12 protein-coding genes are annotated in these 15,835 nt (G+C 72.5%); 6 read left to right on the plus strand and 6 right to left on the minus strand.

Translation table 11 applies throughout. The features are described 5' to 3' along the window. Window positions 1-128: 128 nt before the first annotated feature. Window positions 129-653, minus strand: a complete 525-nt coding sequence (locus ACF1BE_RS14430; protein ID WP_392199331.1) for a hypothetical protein — start codon at window positions 651-653, stop codon at window positions 129-131. Window positions 654-1,269: 616 nt separating this feature from the next. Here ACF1BE_RS14430 and ACF1BE_RS14435 point away from each other — a divergent pair. Continuing rightward, entirely contained in the window at window positions 1,270-1,527 is a 258-nt protein-coding gene (locus tag ACF1BE_RS14435; RefSeq protein ID WP_392199332.1) for a DUF5133 domain-containing protein, read from the plus strand. Window positions 1,528-1,749: 222 nt separating this feature from the next. Further along, window positions 1,750-2,667 carry an SGNH/GDSL hydrolase family protein gene (locus ACF1BE_RS14440; protein ID WP_392199333.1) on the plus strand — a complete coding sequence of 306 codons (918 nt, stop codon included), beginning with the start codon at window positions 1,750-1,752 and terminating at the stop codon, window positions 2,665-2,667. 117 nt (window positions 2,668-2,784) lie between these two features. Here the strand turns inward: ACF1BE_RS14440 and pgm are convergent, their stop codons facing one another. The 3 genes from pgm to ACF1BE_RS14455 form a co-directional block, all read right to left on the minus strand. After that, window positions 2,785-4,425: a phosphoglucomutase (alpha-D-glucose-1,6-bisphosphate-dependent) gene (pgm, locus tag ACF1BE_RS14445; RefSeq protein ID WP_392199334.1), complete on the minus strand. Its 1,641-nt coding sequence runs from the start codon at window positions 4,423-4,425 to the stop codon at window positions 2,785-2,787. Window positions 4,426-4,559: 134 nt separating this feature from the next. Further along, window positions 4,560-5,399 (minus strand): chitosanase, encoded by an 840-nt coding sequence (locus tag ACF1BE_RS14450; RefSeq protein ID WP_392199335.1) that lies wholly within the window; start codon window positions 5,397-5,399, stop codon window positions 4,560-4,562. A gap of 151 nt (window positions 5,400-5,550) precedes the next feature. Beyond that, window positions 5,551-7,095 carry an MFS transporter gene (locus ACF1BE_RS14455; protein ID WP_392199336.1) on the minus strand — a complete coding sequence of 515 codons (1,545 nt, stop codon included), beginning with the start codon at window positions 7,093-7,095 and terminating at the stop codon, window positions 5,551-5,553. Between the two features lie 296 nt (window positions 7,096-7,391). On the opposite strand from ACF1BE_RS14455, the gene ACF1BE_RS14460 reads away from it, so the two are divergent. The 4 genes from ACF1BE_RS14460 to ACF1BE_RS14475 all read left to right on the plus strand — a co-directional run bounded on the left by ACF1BE_RS14460 (window position 7,392) and on the right by ACF1BE_RS14475 (window position 9,326). Then, window positions 7,392-7,571 carry a hypothetical protein gene (locus ACF1BE_RS14460; RefSeq protein ID WP_392199337.1) on the plus strand — a complete coding sequence of 60 codons (180 nt, stop codon included), beginning with the start codon at window positions 7,392-7,394 and terminating at the stop codon, window positions 7,569-7,571. Window positions 7,572-7,706: 135 nt separating this feature from the next. Continuing rightward, window positions 7,707-8,327: a DedA family protein gene (locus ACF1BE_RS14465; protein ID WP_392199338.1), complete on the plus strand. Its 621-nt coding sequence runs from the start codon at window positions 7,707-7,709 to the stop codon at window positions 8,325-8,327. A gap of 107 nt (window positions 8,328-8,434) precedes the next feature. Beyond that, window positions 8,435-8,608 (plus strand): CsbD family protein, encoded by a 174-nt coding sequence (locus ACF1BE_RS14470; protein WP_392199339.1) that lies wholly within the window; start codon window positions 8,435-8,437, stop codon window positions 8,606-8,608. Between the two features lie 274 nt (window positions 8,609-8,882). Beyond that, window positions 8,883-9,326, plus strand: a complete 444-nt coding sequence (locus ACF1BE_RS14475) for an ATP-binding protein (RefSeq protein WP_392199340.1) — start codon at window positions 8,883-8,885, stop codon at window positions 9,324-9,326. Between the two features lie 59 nt (window positions 9,327-9,385). On the opposite strand, the gene ACF1BE_RS14480 is transcribed toward ACF1BE_RS14475, so the two are convergent. Continuing rightward, the gene (locus ACF1BE_RS14480) at window positions 9,386-11,947 is read right to left on the minus strand and encodes a SpoIIE family protein phosphatase (RefSeq protein ID WP_392199341.1); all 2,562 of its coding nucleotides are present in this window, start codon (window positions 11,945-11,947) and stop codon (window positions 9,386-9,388) included. 49 nt (window positions 11,948-11,996) lie between these two features. Beyond that, a partial coding sequence (locus tag ACF1BE_RS14485; RefSeq protein WP_392199342.1) for a HAMP domain-containing protein occupies window positions 11,997-15,835 on the minus strand: 3,839 nt, incomplete at its 5' end.

Raw genomic sequence — 15,835 nt, forward strand, 5'->3', positions numbered from 1 at the left:
TCCGGCCGGGGGGCGGCGCACCGGCGGACCATGGTGGTCCGCCGGGCGACATGTCGGGTCCGTACCGCGCGGGGCCGGCGGCCGGGGGGCGAGTTCCGGCCACCCGGGCCACGGGGCCGAGGGGTCCGTCAGGCGCAGACGACGCGCGTCTCGGGCGTGTAGACGGGACCGCCGTTGGTGTTGGTGCTGTCGCTGAACTCGGCGTAGTAGTACGAGTAGAAGCCGATGTTGCCGTTGCAGCCGGAGTCGGCGGCGACCTGGAGAGTCAGCGTGACGGTGCGGCTCTGGCCGGGCGGGATGGTGGCGCCGTAGTTGCCGCCGAGGTTGTTGGGCCCGGTGCCGGAACAGGCGCTGCTGCCGCTCGCGGTCGCCAGACTGCACCCGGTGAAGCTGTACTTCAGGTCCGGACGCTGAGTGGTCAGCCAGGTCGGGTCGATCGTCTGGTACACGAACCAGATGTCGTAGGTCCGGTTGTTGGTGATGGTCATGGACAGCTTCACCGTGCCCCCGGGGGTGGTGGTGGCGCTGTCGGTGGCGAAGGTCAGGGGAGCCGGCGCGGGGTCGGCGCTCGCGCTGGGGGCCAGGCCGAAGACGGCGAGGAGGAAGGCGAGGACGGCGGTGAGCCCGAGGCGTCCGAGCAGAGGTGATCGCATGGCCCGGGAGGCTAGGCACGCGTACGGCACGCCGTCTGCCCCGCCGCACCGGGCCCGGACCCGGTCCGGCCGAAAATGGCCCTCTCGTGAAGAAGGTGCGGGGGCGGCGTGACCGTGTGTCACCCATCGAATACGCGCACGCCGGGGCGGGGCGACGCCAGGGGGGCGCGGGGCTCGCGGCGGGGGTGGTGCGCGAGTCGGCATTGGCGCGGAGGAGACGCCCCCACACCCACGGAACGACAGCCGCCGGTTGTGACGGGGGCAGCTCTTCGGCCAGAACACGGTTTCCGGCCGGACGGAGCGGGCGGCGTGAGCCGGGAGGCGGGCAGGCCGGCGACGCCGGGCGTCACCGGCCTGGCGGACACGGCAGGCGCCGGTCGTGCGGTCGTGCGGTCGTGCTCGACACTGCCGTAGCCGCCGCAACCGTCCTGGCGGGAGGAAGGAGACGGCGTACCGGACGGTCACCCGACGCACGATCCGGCCCACCGCGTCCTCAAAAGGCGTCGGCGGCGTGCGGCATGCCGGCCGTCAGGAGAGGACAGGTGGCATGCGGTGCCTGAACGCGGGTAAACGCGCTGCGACTTCGCACATCGGCGACACACCAGGAGGCGGACACATGCTGATGGCACACCCCGCGGTACTGCAGGACCTCATCGCCCAGTACGAGGCCCTCACGCTGCTCGGGGCCGAGGAGAGCACCCCGGAGGCCCGGCAGCGGCTCGCGGACGTGTCGTACACGCTGTGCGTGGCCACCGGCACCCGGGACGTCGACATGGCCCTCATCGCCGCCCGGCACCGGCTCTCCGGGGCCCGCCCGGAGGACGACTCGCTGCTCGAGGTGGCGGCCCCGGCGGAACCGGCGGCCGCGGTCTGACGCGAGCCGGCACACCGGTCGACGGCGAAGCCACCGGTGTGCCGGTCCCCGGCCAACGGGCCGTACCCCGGACCCGTTGCGCGGTCCCTCCCCCTGAACTCGTTGCCTCCCGCTTCTGGTCCGCGAGACCTACCGGACGGTATACAGGCCCGGTCGAACGCGCGAGGGCCGCTCCTGAGGTTGCCGCCGCCCGCGCGCCACAGCGGCTCAGGGGGAGGACGCATGACGAACGACAGGCGCCCGGCGGGCAGGGCGGCAGACCGGCGGCGGGCCGCCGTACTGGGGGCGGCACTGGCCGGATGCACCCTGGTCGCGGTCGGCACCGCACCGGCCGCGGCGCACGCCGGCGGGCACGGCCGCGCAGTGGCCTACGTCGCGCTCGGCGACTCCTACACCTCGGGCGCCGGAATCCCCCGGCAGGTGGACGCCGACTGCGCGCGCTCCGACCACAACTACCCCTCGCTCGTGGCGGCCCGGGCGGAGGTGACCGCGTTCACGGACGTGAGCTGCGGCGCCGCCACGACCGCCGACATGTGGCAGCCGCAGGGCACGAACGGACCCCAGCTCGACGCACTCGACCGGCACACGGACCTGGTGACGCTCCAGATCGGCGGCAACGACGTCGGGTTCGGCCCCGTCATCGGCACCTGCGCCCGGCTCGCCGCCCAGGACCCGGCCGGCAACCCCTGTGAGCGCGCGTACCACGCCGCCGGCTACGACGAGCTGGCCCTCGCCGTCGTGCGCACCGCGCCGAAGGTCGACCGGGTGCTGCGGGCCGTGCACGCCCGCGCACCGCACGCCCGGGTGGTCGTCGTCGGCTACCCCGACCTGCTCCCCGACGACGGCGGCAGCTGTTTCCCGCAAGTTCCCTTCGCCCGGCAGGACTTCCCCTACCTGCGGGACACCGAGAAGCGGCTGAACCTGATGCTGCGCCTGGTGGCCGGCGCGAACCGGGCCGCGTACGTGGACACCTACGGCCCGACGGTCGGTCACGACATGTGCAAGGCGCCCGTCGACCGCTGGATCGAACCGCTCCAGCCGGCCTCCCCCGCGGCCCCGGCCCACCCCAACGCCAAGGGTGAGGCGGCCATGGCGCAGGCGGTCCTGGACCGCCTGTACACGGGCCGCGGACGCGGCTGAGCGGAACGGTACCGAGCGCGCCAATCACCGGGGGCCTCATACCGCACCAGGGCGGCCTCCGTGACGGAGGCCGCACCCTCCGGCGACGTCCTGGACGGACGCCGCCCCACGGCCGTGTCAGCCGCCGAGCGCCCCCAGCACCACCGCCTGGGCCTCCTCCTGGACCCGGGCGAGATGGCGGGCGCCGAGGAAGGACTCGGCGTACACCTTGTACACGTCCTCCGTGCCCGAGGGCCGGGCCGCGAACCAGGCGTTGTCGGTGGTGACCTTGATGCCGCCGATGGCCGCGCCGTTGCCGGGCGCCTCGGTGAGGACGGCGGTGACCGCCTCGCCGGCCAGCGTGTCCGCCGTGACCTGGGCCGGGGACAACTTGCCGAGCAGTGCCTTCTGTTCGCGGGTCGCGGGCGCGTCGATGCGGGCGTAGGCGGGTTCGCCGAAGCGGGCGGTCAGCCCGGCGTAGTGCTCCGAGGGCGTCCGGTCGGTGACGGCCGTGATCTCGGAGGCGAGCAGCGCGAGGATGATGCCGTCCTTGTCGGTGGTCCACACCGAGCCGTCCCGGCGCAGGAAGGACGCGCCGGCCGACTCCTCGCCGCCGAAGCCGAGGGCGCCGCTGACCAGTCCGTCCACGAACCACTTGAACCCGACCGGCACCTCGACCAGCTGACGGCCGAGGTCGGCGGCGACCCGGTCGATCATCGTGGAGGAGACCAGGGTCTTGCCGATGCCCGCACCGGCCGGCCACTGCTCGCGGTGCCGGTAGAGGTAGGAGATGGCGACCGCGAGGTAGTGGTTGGGGTTCATCAGGCCCCCGTCCGGGGTGACGATGCCGTGCCGGTCGGCGTCGGCGTCGTTGCCCGTGGCGATCCGGAAGCGGTCCCGCTGCTCGATGAGGGAGGCCATCGCGTACGGCGAGGAGCAGTCCATGCGGATCTGGCCGTCCCAGTCCAGCGTCATGAAGCGCCAGGCGGGATCGGTGTGCGGGTTGACCACCGTCAGGTCGATGCGGTGTTCCTCGGCGATCCGGCCCCAGTAGGCGACGGAGGCGCCGCCGAGCGGGTCGGCGCCGATGCGCACGCCCGCCGCGCGGATGGCGTCCAGGTCCAGCACGCTGGGCAGGTCGCCGACGTAGGAGCCGAGGAAGTCGTGGCGCCGGGTGGTGTCCGCGGCGAGCGCGCGGTCGTAGGGCAGCCGGCGTACGTCCTTCAGGCCGCCCGTGATGATCTGGTTGGCGCGGTCCTGGATCCAGGAGGTGGCGTCCGATGCCGCCGGGCCGCCGCTCGGCGGGTTGTACTTGAAGCCGCCGTCGGCGGGCGGGTTGTGCGACGGGGTGACGACCACGCCGTCGGCGAGGCCGGTGGTCCGGCCCCGGTTGTGGGTCAGGATCGCGTGCGAGACGGCGGGCGTGGGCGTGTAGCCGTCCGCGTCGTCGATCAGCACGGTCACGTCGTTGGCGGCGAACACCTCCAGTGCGGTGGCCCTGGCGGGCTCCGACAGGGCGTGGGTGTCGGCGCCCAGGAAGAGGGGCCCGTCGGTGCCCTGGGCGGCCCGGTACTCGCAGATGGCCTGGCTGGTGGCGGCGATGTGGTCCTCGTTGAAGGCACCCGCCAGGGACGAACCACGGTGCCCCGAGGTGCCGAACGCCACCCGCTGTGCCGGGTCGGCCGGGTCGGGGTGCAGCGTGTAGTACGCCGTGACCAGCCTGGCCACGTCGACAAGGTCCTCGGGACCGGCCGGCCGGCCGGCTCGCTCGTGCGGCATGAGTCCGTTCCTCCGCATCGGTGGGGTCGTACGCTCACCCCATCTTTCCTCGTCAGGGGCGTGGCATGCACGTGCGCCCCACCGGCCGGGCCGCACCGGGCCCGGCCGGCCGCGTCCCTTACGGGTCGCGCGGGTCAGCCGATGTGGTAACTGTCCCCGTACACCTTCCAGTCGAGCGGGGTGTTCAGGTCGAGGTTGCCCTTGCGCAGGAAGACCCGCTGCGCGGTGTCGACGCGGCTGGTGTCACTGTGTGCCTCCTCCTGCTTCATGGCCCACACACGGGCGTCCAGGAAGGCGTTCAGGTACGTGGTCTCGTTGCCGCCCCGGGCCGGCGGCTCGGCGGTGCGCAGGGCACGCTTGCGGATGTTGCCGAAGCTGGTCGGGTCGTCGCCGTCGCCGTGCATGACGAGGGCGTCGTAGTAGATGAACTGGCCCAGCGCGCGCAGGCCGTCGGTCCTGCCGCGGGTGACGGCGGGGTTGAAGTAGACGCGGTCGCGTTCGTCGTTCTGGGCCTGCTGGAAGGCGGTGTCCTGGGCGGCCTTGCGCCAGTCCCCGGGGAAGCTCGGGTCGAGGCCGTCGTGCGAGTCGGTGCCGTCGACCCGGCGCAGGGCGGGCAGGTACTTCGCCAGGACGTTGCCGGGCCTGCGGTCGGTGTACAGCTGGACGAGGTCGAGCATGTCGCCGGTGCCGGAACAGAAGCCGATGATGCCGGCGGTGTAGCCGCGGCCGTCGCCGATGTCCTCGATGTACTTGTACTGTGCCTTCCAGTCGAGCGAGGAGTTCTCCGCACTGGACACCAGCTTCATGGCGATCTCCTTCTTCGCCGGGTCGTCCAGGCCCGGCGCGGCGGCCGAGGCCGTGCCCGCGCGGGAGACTCCGAGCAGGGCGCCCGAGGCGACGGCGCCGAACGCGGCGACGACGGTCCGGCGGGAGATACGGGCGGGGGCTGCCGGCTCACGGTGTGCGTGCACCACAGGGGCTCCAAGTGGGGGGCGGGCGTGGGCGGTTCGGTCGGTACCGCCCACTGGTAGGAAAGTTTCCTATCAAAGACGGTGGGGTCCGGTAACCCGGTGCGGGGGAAGTTCGTAGGATCGAACAACCCCCGCGACCCGCCCCCGGGCGGGCTCAGCCGTGCCGTGCCCCGTCCCGCTCCTCGGTGAAGGCGTACAGCTCCCTCGACGTGCTGATGAGGTCGCGCATCTCCTCCCGCGAACCGACCATCGGCTGCGAGCCCTTGAGCGGGACCTGGGCGCTCTCGGGGAGGAACCGCACGGTGAGCAGGCCGATGGCACCCGCCAGCACCAGGTAGTAGGCGGGCATCAGGTCGTCGCCGGTGAGGTCGACGAGGGCCGCGGTGACGAGCGGGGTGGTGCCGCCGAAGGCGGCCACGGCGATGTTGAAACCGATACCCATGGCCGCGTAGCGGACGGCGGTCGGGAACAGGGCGGGCAGAGTGGCCGCGCTCGGCGCGGCGAAGCAGGCCAGCAGGGTCGACAGGATCAGCACCCCCAGGACCGGCGGCCAGGTGCCGGGCGCCTTGATCAGCAGGAACGCGGGGACGGCGAGCACCATCATCGCGGCCGCGGCCACGGCGTAGACCGGCCGTCGGCCGACGCGGTCGCTGAGCCGGCCGATGAACGTGATCAGCACGACGATCCACACCATGCCGACGAGCACCAGGACGTCCGCGGAGCCGCTGGAGCGGTGCAGGGTCTCGGTCTGGTAGGTCGGCAGATAACCGGTGACCATGTAGTTGGTGACGTTGTACAGGAGCACCAGGCCCATGCAGACGAGCAGGGGCCGCCAGTGCTTGCGGACGATGTCCTTGAACTCGCTGCGCGCCGACTCCTGCGCCAGGGCCCTCTCCTGCTCGTCCAGCTGCTGCTGGAAGGCCGGGGACTCCTCCAGTTTGAGCCGCATGTAGAGGCCGATCACACCGAGCGGCCCGGCGATGAGGAAGGGCACGCGCCAGCCCCACGAAAGCATCTGGTCGTCGGTCAGCGCCAGGTTGAGCACGGTGACCAGGGCGGAGCCGAGGGCGTAGCCGACGAAGGTGCCGAAGTCGAGCCAGCTGGAGAGGAAGCCGCGCCGGCGGTCCGGGGAGTACTCGGCGACGAAGGTCGTGGCGCCGCCGTACTCACCGCCGGTGGAGAAGCCCTGGACCATGCGGGCCAGCAGGAGCAGCACGGGCGCGGCGATGCCGATCGTGGCGTAGCCGGGGATGACGCCGATGGCGAAGGTGCCGGCCGCCATCATGATCATGGTGGTGGCGAGCACCTTCTGCCGGCCGACCCGGTCGCCGAGCGGCCCGAAGACCAGGCCGCCCAGTGGCCGCACGACGAAGGCGGCGGCGAAGGTCGCGAAGGAGGAGATGAGCTGGGCGGCCGGGGACGCGCCGGGGAAGAACACCTTGCCGATGGTGGCGGCGAGGTAGCTGTAGACGCCGAAGTCGAACCACTCCATGCAGTTGCCGAGCGCGGAGGCGCCCACGGCCCGCCGGAGCAGCGGGGACTCGACGACCTGGACGTCGTCCGCACCGAAGGCCCGCCGGTTGCGGCGGAGCCTGCGGGTCAGCTCCTCGCGGACCTGGCGCGGCAGCCGCGCCACGGCCCCGGGCGCCAGCGGCCCGCCCCGCGTCCGCCCTGCCCCACCGGACGTCGCATCGCTCACCGGCGTCTCCTTCGTCTCGCACCAGTGATCACCGCCTGCCCCCGCGGCCGGCCCGGAAACGGAAGCACTCGGTCCCATTGCGTGCGGACCTGCGACGGCACTCACCGGGCACGCGTCCGGTGCGGATGCACGGCGAGGTGGCACCGAGTGACGACGACCTATAGACATTCGAGATAAGTAGGACATAATGGAGGCAGTTCGGACAGCGTTGTCATGCATGCCATACGTGGTCATGCCGTCCACCGCACCTCCTCACCGCTTGCGCTTCCCCGCGACTTCAAGGAGCCGCTCCCCGTATGGCGTACGGAGCCCACCGCAGCCCCCTTCTGCCTCCCCGCCCCGACCTCAGGCGCGCCCGCGACTGCGAGCTGTGCCTCGGCTGGGGAACCGTCGTCAGCCGCGACGGCGACCACGAGCTGTGTCACGCGTGCCAGCCGGGCCACGGTGACGACCAGGACACCGGCACCGCCTCCTAGCCGCACCGGCCCCCGCCCCTCACGGCTCCTCGGGGACCGTCCCCCGAGGCCACCCGCGCGGCCGCTCGCCGTCGGACCAGGCACCGGCCACAGCCCGCCGGTAACCGCCCGGCCGCACCGACGTACCGTGAAGACATGTCCCCACCCCTTCCGGGACCGCTGGCCCATCTGGAACCGCTGCTCGGCCACTACGGCTACTGGGCCGTGGGGGCCGTGGTCCTCGTGGAGGACTTCGGGGTCCCCGCACCCGGCGAGACGATCCTCCTCGCGGCGGGGGTCTACGCGGGCACGGGCCGGCTGGACGTCGTGGCCGTGGCGGCCGTCGCGTTCGTCGCGGCCGTCGCCGGCGACAACCTCGGCTATCTGATCGGCCGGACCGGCGGACGGCCCTTCGTGCACCGGTGGGGCCGGTACGTCCTGCTGACACCGAAGCGGTTCGAGGCCGCCGAGGAGTTCTTCCGCCGGCACGGCGGCAGGATCGTGACCGTGGCCCGGTTCGTCGAGGGCCTGCGCCAGGCCAACGGCGTCATCGCCGGCACGACCGGCATGCGCTGGCGGCGCTTCCTCGCCTTCAACGCCCTCGGCGCGGCCCTGTGGGTCGGCCTGTGGACGACGCTGGCGTACCTGGCCGGCAGCCACATCACGGCGGTGTACGACGAGATCAGGCGCTACCAGCTCTACGCCCTCGCGGCCGCCCTGGTCGTCGTCGCGGGATTCGCCGTGCGGCACATCCTGCGGCGCCGGCACGAGCGCTGAACCGGCACGGCGGCCCGAAAGGGCGGCGCACCGCCGGTTTGGGCGGCGGCACAGCGGTAATCCGAATACCGACCACAGACCGCGACGACGTTGGGATGTGACACGCGATGGCCGGCAACAAGAAGGCCAAGGGCAAGGTGGAGCAGGCCAAGGGCAAGCTCAAGGAGGCCACGGGGCGCGCCGTCGGCAACGAGCGCATGGAGGCCGAGGGCCGCATGGAGGGCGCGGCCGGAGACGCCCGGCAGGCGAAGGAGAAGGCGAAGGACGTCTTCAAGCACTGAGGCGTACGCCGACATCTGTTGCGGAGCGGGCCCGGACATCCGGCGGAAGCGGATGTCCGGGCCCGCTCCGTCGTGTGCGCGCACACCGGCCCGGCCACGCCGCCGGCCGCCGTTGCCCGCTGCCCCTTCCTCACGTGCCGTTGGTGCGCATCCGGTGGATTCCCCGGAAACGTCCCTTTGACCGGCGGCCCAGTGGGTAGCCGGGCAGGGACGGACGACCACCCCCCTGTGCACAGGAAGGGCCCCTCCCCCCAGAGGAAAAGGGCAACGAGGTATGGACATCCCGCTCAGGACGTACGTGACGACCCAGGCCCGCTCGGTGCCCCTGCGCTACAGCCGCACCTGGGACGCCGGTGTATGCAGCATCGCCGAGGCGAGAGACGCCGTCGCCGACCTCCTGGCAAAGGTGCGTCCCGCGCTCGGGCGGCGCCCCCTGCAGGACGCCCAGCTCGTCGTCAGCGAACTGGTCACGAACGCGGCCAGACACGCGCCCGGCCCGTGCGCCCTGCGCCTGGAGCTGCTGGGCGGCGCACTGCGCGTCTCCGTCACGGACACCTCCCGGAAGCCGCCGCGGCGGCGCCCTCCCGATCCCGGGCGGGTCGGCGGCCACGGTCTGCACCTGGTGGCGATGGTCTCCCGCGGCCTGGAGGTGACCTGGCTGCCGCAGGGCAAGCGGGTCAGCGCGACCGTGCCGCTCTTCGCGGCGGAAGCCGGCTGAGCGGTCGGCCGGACGACACCGGCCGCGCGGACCCGCCGGGCGGACGGCGTCCGCGCGGGTCAGGCCACCCTGATGCCGATGATGCAGGTGTCGTCGTCGGTGTCCGACCTGCTGTAGGTGAGCAGCCGGTCCAGCTGCTGGTCGAGGGTGGTGGAGACCGCGCCCGCCGTGTCCAGCAGATGGGCCACGGACTCCTCCACCGAGCGGTCCCGGCGCTCGATCAGGCCGTCGGTGTACATCAGCAGGGTGTCCCCCACGGCCAGCTGCAGCTCCTCCTCCTCGTAGCGCGCCTCCGGTACGGCCCCGAGCAGCAGCCCCTTGACCGGGGGCAGCGCGGTCGCCTCCGGCCCCTCGTTCCCCTCCGTCTCCCGCACCAGGACCGGCGGCAGATGGCCCGCCCGGGCCCAGCGCAGGATGCGCCGCTCACCGTCGTACAGACCGCAGACGGCGGTCGCGGTGACCGCTCCCGTCAGATGGTGGGCGACGATGTTCAGCCACGACAGCAGCTGCGCCGGGCCGGCGCCGGTCACCGCGAGGCCGCGCAGCGCGTTGCGCAGGACGACCATGCTGGTCGCCGCCTCGATGCCGTGTCCGGCGACGTCGCCGACGCACAGCAGGATCTGGCCGGAGGGCAGCGTGACGGCGTCGTACCAGTCGCCGCCGACCAGGTTCTCGGTCTCGGCGGGACGGTAGCGCACCGCCACCTGGAGGCCGGGGACCCGGAGCGGGGCCTGCGCCGGGGGCATGATGGCGTGCTGGAGCTGGAGGGTCAGCCGGTTGCGCTCCACGGCCTGCTGCTCGGTGTGGGCCAGCTGGTCGCGGGTGGCGGCGAGCGCGACCTCCGTCCAGTGCTGGGCGGAGATGTCCTGGTAGGCGCCCCTGACGACGAAGAGCTGGCCGTCGGTGTCGAGGACGGGCTCGGCGACCACGCGCATGTGCCGGGTCACGCCGTCCGGGCGCAGCAGCCGGAACGCGGCCGAGGCGGACCTGCGGTGGTGCAGCACGGTGCGCAGGAAACGGCCGAGGGTGACCGCGTCGTCCGGGTGGGCGTGTGCCGGCAGCTCCTGGAGGGGGACCGGGAGGCTGGTGTTCGGGCGGCCGTACAGGCTGAACAGCTGGCCGTTCCAGGTGATCTCGCCGGTGAGCAGGTTCTCCTCGAAGCCGCCGATCCGGCCGAGCCGCTGGGCGTGCTGGAGCAGGCTGGCCAGGCGGGCCGCCTCGTCCTCGATGCGCCAGATCAGCAGCGCGCTGGAACCGTGCCGGCTGATGCTGATGTCGGCGACGGCGGACAGCGGCACGTCGTCGACCAGCGCGGTGAGCCGCATCCGGTGGGCGCGGAACGGTTCGCCGGTGGCATAGACCCGCTCCACCCGCTGGAACAGCTCGCTGGCGCCGGCGGCCATCGGGTAGGCCTCCAGCAGCAGGGCGCCGCTGATGACGGCCCGGGGCCGGCCCGCGGGGTCGAGGAAGCGGCTGTTGACGTGGTGGATCCGGAAGTCGACCAGCCGACCGTCGTCGTCCAGGTGCGGCACCAGCACCAGGGCAGGGTCGTGCAGACCGTCCGCGAGGTCCGTCAGTTCGACCACGTCGGGCAGCAGCCGGGGCTCCAGTTCGGTGCCGAGCGGCGGTGCGGTGGTCTCCAGGGAGTGCGCGCACAGTTCGGCGAGGGCCTCCACCTGCCGGACGACCGGGCGTGGCAGCGGGTTCTCGGGCTTGGGCCAGGCGATCTCCAGGACGCCGTAGATACGGCCGCCCGCGCCGGCGGGCAGGGCGATCCGTGCGCCGTCGGCGTACTCCCGCCGGCCGATGGTGGGCAGCCCGGACCCGGCGAGCGAGGGCAGCCACTGCCCGTCGGGCTGGTTCAGGCCACGCCGGGCCACGGTGGCCACGTCGGGCGGTACATAGCGCCAGCGGGCCGCCTCACCGGGCGTGAAGCCGGCGCTGCCCGCGAGGGAGAGGGAGCCGTCCGAGCCGGCCGCCCAGATGGCCACGGCGACCGCGCCGAGCGGGCGCAGGGCGTGCTCGAGCAGCGAGTCGGCCATCGCCTGGGTGTCGTCGGCGGCCAGGACACCGCTCTCGGCGGCGCGCAGCCGTACGGCGGCGGACCCCTCGACGGGTCCGGCCGGGTCGGTCGCGGCCGACAGGAACGCCTCGGTGACCTCCGAGACGCGGTCCCGGGCGGCCTGGTTGATGACCTCCACCGCGAACTCCAGCGGGGTCATCTGCGCCTGCTCGGTGAGTTCGGCGAGCTGGCGGGCGGCCTGCGCGGGGCCGCAGCCGAGGCGTTCGACCAGGATGCCCTTGGCGAGTTCGACCAGCGCCCGGCCCTCGGCCTCGGCCTGCGCCGCCCGCACCTCCCGGCGCAGCCGCTCCACGGTGGCGGCGAGCCGGCCGACCGGAGAGGTGGCGGGCACGTCGGCGGCCGGGATCTCCGGCAGCACGACGTCGACGGCCGGGAGGTCCGCGGCCGGGAAGCCCGGCAGCACCGCGTCGACGGCCGGGACGTCACCGGGCGGGACGCCGGGCGGCACCGCGTCGGCCGCCGGGACGTCGGCGGCCGGCAGCTGGGAGGGCACGCCGGCCGGCAGGTCCGGCCCGGTGGGCGGTTCGGGCGCGTTCACCGGGTCCGTACTCCTCGGCCTGTGGACGGACGGGCTCGCCGTGCGGTCCTCATGCGGGGAGCCAGCGCCGGACACAGGCGATGAGGTCATGGGTGTCCACCGGTTTCGTGACGTAGTCGCTGGCGCCGGAAGCCAGACTCTTCTCCCGGTCGCCCTGCATGGCCTTGGCGGTCACCGCGATGACCGGCAGATCAGCGTACTGCGGCATCTTGCGGATCTCCGCCGTGGCCGCGTAGCCGTCCATCTCGGGCATCATCACGTCCATCAGGACGAGTTCGACGTCCGGGTTGTTCACCAGGGTGTCGATGCCCTTGCGGCCGTTCTCCGCGTGCAGCACGCGGAAGCCGTGCAGTTCCAGGATGCCGCTGAGCGCGAACAGGTTGCGGGCGTCGTCGTCCACGACGAGGACGGTACGGCCACGGGTGTGGTCGTCGACCAGATGCGGCGCCGTGTGCTGGGGCTCGTCCCCGCGGACGAGGGTGAGCACCTCGCCGGGCTCCTCGGCCGACAGGTGCAGCGCGATCCGCTCGCGCAGCTCGTCCAGGCTGAACAGGTACTCCAGCGAACCGCCCGCGGGCCCCTCGGTGACGGGCTCGGTGCGGTGCGAGACGTGCACCAGCACCGGGACGCTCGTCAGGGCCGAGTCGCCGCGCAGGGCCTCCAGGAAGCGGGCGGACTCCCCGTCGGGCGTGCCGAGCTCCACGACGACACAGTGGCAGGGCTCGGCCGCGAGGGCACCGGCCGCCTCCTGGGCGCCGACCGCGGTGATGATGTCGACGGGCGTGCCGTCACCGTCGGCGCGGCTGTGCGCGAGGTCCCCGATCACGCTCTCGGCGACCAGCGTGAGCAGCCCGCGCGGGCGTTCCTCCACGACGAGCAGGCGGCGCGGGCGCTCCCGCTTGGCGACGGCCGGCGGCAGCCCGAGGGGCGCGCCGTCCCCGGACGTGTGATCCGTCTGCTCCAGTTCGGCCGGGTGCGGGGCGGGACGTCCGCCGCGCAGGTGTTCCTCGAAGTCCGTCCGCGCGACGGGCAGGAAGAGGGCGAAGGTACTGCCCTTGCCGGGGGTGCTGTCCACGGTGACGGCGCCGCCGAGCAGGTGGGCGATCTCCCGGGTGATGGACAGGCCGAGCCCGGTGCCGCCGTACTTGCGGCTGGTGGTGCCGTCGGCCTGCTGGAACGCGCCGAAGATGGTCTCCAACTGCTGCTCGGGGATGCCGATGCCGGTGTCCTTCACCCGGAAGGCGACGATCGCCCCGCCGCGCATCACGCCCGCGGGCACCTCGTCGTCCGCGGCGGGTTCGACGCGCAGTTCCACACCGCCCTGTTCGGTGAACTTCACCGCGTTGGACAGCAGGTTGCGCAGGATCTGCCGGAGCCGGGAGTCGTCGGTGAGCAGGTCGGCGGGGGCGCCGGGCGCCGTGGTGATGGTGAAGTCCAGGCTCTTCTGCGACGTCATCGGCTGGAAGGTGGCCTCGACGTACTCGATGAGCTGGCGCAGCGAGACGCGCTCGGGCGTCACGTCCATCTTTCCGGCCTCGACCTTGGACAGGTCCAGGATGTCGTTGATCAGCTGGAGCAGGTCCGAGCCGGCGGAGTGGATGATGCCCGCGTACTCGACCTGCTTGGGGGTGAGGTTGCGGGAGGGGTTCTGGGCGAGCAGCTGGGCCAGGATGAGCAGGCTGTTCAGCGGGGTGCGCAGCTCGTGGCTCATGTTCGCCAGGAACTCGGACTTGTACTTCGAGGCGAGCGACAACTGCTGGGCGCGCGCTTCGAGTTCCTGCCGGGCCTGCTCGATCTGGAGGTTCTTCGCCTCGATGTCCCGGTTCTGGTCGGCCAGCAGGGAGGCCTTCTCCTCCAGTTCGGCGTTGGACTGCTGGAGTTCCTCCTGCCGGGCCTGCAACTCGGCGGAACGGGACTGGAGTTCGCTGGTCAGGCGCTGCGACTCCTGGAGGAGTTCGTCGGTGCGGGCGTTGGCGACGATGGTGTTGACGTTCACGCCGATGGTGTCGACCAGCTGCTGGAGGAAGTCCCGCTGGACGGTGGTGAACCGGGTGACCGCGGCGAGCTCGATGACGCCGAGGACCTGCTCCTCGAAGACGATGGGCAGCAGCAGCAGCGCGGTGGGCTCCACCCGTCCGAGCCCGGAGGAGATGGTGACGTATCCGGGCGGCAGCTGGTCCACGGCGATGGTACGGCGGCTGCGCGCGGCCTGGCCGACCAGGGATCGGCCGAACGGGATGCGGACGGGCCGGGAGTCCTCCTCGGGCCGCCCGTAGGCGCCGACGAGCCGCAGTTCGGGTCCGGACACCCCGTCCTCGGCGAGGTAGAAGGCGCCGTACTGGGCGGACACCTGCGGCACCAGCTCGTCCATGATCAGCTCGGCGACGACCGGCAGGTCGCGGTGGCCCTGCATGAGGCCGGAGATCCGGGCGAGGTTGGTCTTGAGCCAGTCCTGTTCCTGGTTGGCCCGGGTGGTCTCGCGCAGGGACTCCACCATGGAGTTGATGTTGTCCTTGAGGTCGGCCACCTCGCCGGAGGCGTCGACGGTGATGGACCGGGTCAGGTCGCCCTCGGCGACCGCGCTGGCCACGTCGGCGATCGCACGGACCTGCCGGGTGAGGTTGCCGGCGAGTTCGTTGACGTTCTCGGTGAGGCGCTTCCAGGTCCCCGAGACGCCCTCGACCTCGGCCTGGCCGCCGAGCCGGCCCTCGGTGCCCACCTCACGGGCCACGCGGGTGACCTCGTCGGCGAACGCGGACAGCTGGTCGACCATCGTGTTGATGGTGGTCTTCAGCTCCAGGATCTCGCCCCGGGCGTCGACGTCGATCTTCTTCGACAGGTCGCCCTTGGCCACGGCGGTGGTCACCAGCGCGATGTTGCGGACCTGGCCGGTGAGGTTGTTGGCCATGGAGTTGACGTTGTCGGTGAGGTCCTTCCAGGTGCCGGCCACGTTGGGCACGTGCGCCTGACCGCCGAGCCGGCCCTCGGTGCCGACCTCCCGGGCCACACGGGTCACCTCGTCCGCGAACGCGGACAGCGTGTCGACCATGGTGTTGATGACGTCGGCGAGCGCGGCGACCTCGCCCTTGGCCTCGACGGTGATCTTCTGCGACAGGTCGCCCCGGGCCACGGCCGTGGCGACCTGGGCGATGGAACGTACCTGGCCGGTCAGGTTGGAGGCCATCACGTTGACGTTGTCGGTGAGGTCCTTCCAGGTGCCGGCGACGCCGCGCACCTGGGCCTGGCCGCCGAGCCGGCCCTCGGTGCCGACCTCCCGGGCGACGCGGGTGACCTCGTCCGCGAACGCGGACAGCTGGTCGACCATCGTGTTGATGGTGTTCTTCAGCTCCAGGATCTCGCCCCGCGCGTCCACGGTGATCTTCTGCGACAGATCGCCCTGCGCCACCGCGGTGGCCACCTGGGCGACGTTGCGGACCTGCGCCGTCAGGTTCCCGCCCATGAAGTTCACCGAGTCCGTCAGGTCCCGCCAGGTGCCCTTGACGCCCTTGACGTCGGCCTGGCCCCCCAGCCGGCCCTCGGTGCCCACCTCACGGGCGACGCGGGTCACCTCGTCCGCGAACGCGGACAGCTGGTCGACCATCGTGTTGATGGTGCTCTTCAGCTCCAGGATCTCGCCCCGCGCGTCCACGGTGATCTTCTGCGACAGATCGCCCTGCGCCACCGCGGTCGTCACCTGGGCGACGTTGCGGACCTGCGCCGTCAGGTTCCCGGCCATGAAGTTCACCGAGTCGGTGAGGTCCCGCCACACGCCGGCGACGCCGGGGACCTGGGCCTGGCCCCCCAGCCGGCCCTCGGTGCCCACCTCACGGGCGACGCGGGTCACCTCGTCCGCGAACGCGGACAGCTGGTCGACCATCGTGTTGACGG

The sequence above is a fragment of the Streptomyces sp. NPDC014991 genome (genome assembly GCF_043080665.1).
Lineage (GTDB): Bacteria > Actinomycetota > Actinomycetes > Streptomycetales > Streptomycetaceae > Streptomyces.

Excerpts from the sequence above, each read along its gene's own strand:
- ACF1BE_RS14435 (WP_392199332.1), top strand. The coding sequence starts at position 1,270 with ATGCTGATGGCACACCCCGCGGTACTGCAGGACCTCATCGCCCAGTAC.
- pgm (WP_392199334.1), bottom strand. The coding sequence starts at position 4,425 with ATGCCGCACGAGCGAGCCGGCCGGCCGGCCGGTCCCGAGGACCTTGTC.
- ACF1BE_RS14475 (WP_392199340.1), top strand. The coding sequence starts at position 8,883 with ATGGACATCCCGCTCAGGACGTACGTGACGACCCAGGCCCGCTCGGTG.
- ACF1BE_RS14470 (WP_392199339.1), top strand. The coding sequence starts at position 8,435 with ATGGCCGGCAACAAGAAGGCCAAGGGCAAGGTGGAGCAGGCCAAGGGC.
- ACF1BE_RS14460 (WP_392199337.1), top strand. The coding sequence starts at position 7,392 with ATGGCGTACGGAGCCCACCGCAGCCCCCTTCTGCCTCCCCGCCCCGAC.
- ACF1BE_RS14465 (WP_392199338.1), top strand. The coding sequence starts at position 7,707 with ATGTCCCCACCCCTTCCGGGACCGCTGGCCCATCTGGAACCGCTGCTC.
- ACF1BE_RS14430 (WP_392199331.1), bottom strand. The coding sequence starts at position 653 with ATGCGATCACCTCTGCTCGGACGCCTCGGGCTCACCGCCGTCCTCGCC.
- ACF1BE_RS14440 (WP_392199333.1), top strand. The coding sequence starts at position 1,750 with ATGACGAACGACAGGCGCCCGGCGGGCAGGGCGGCAGACCGGCGGCGG.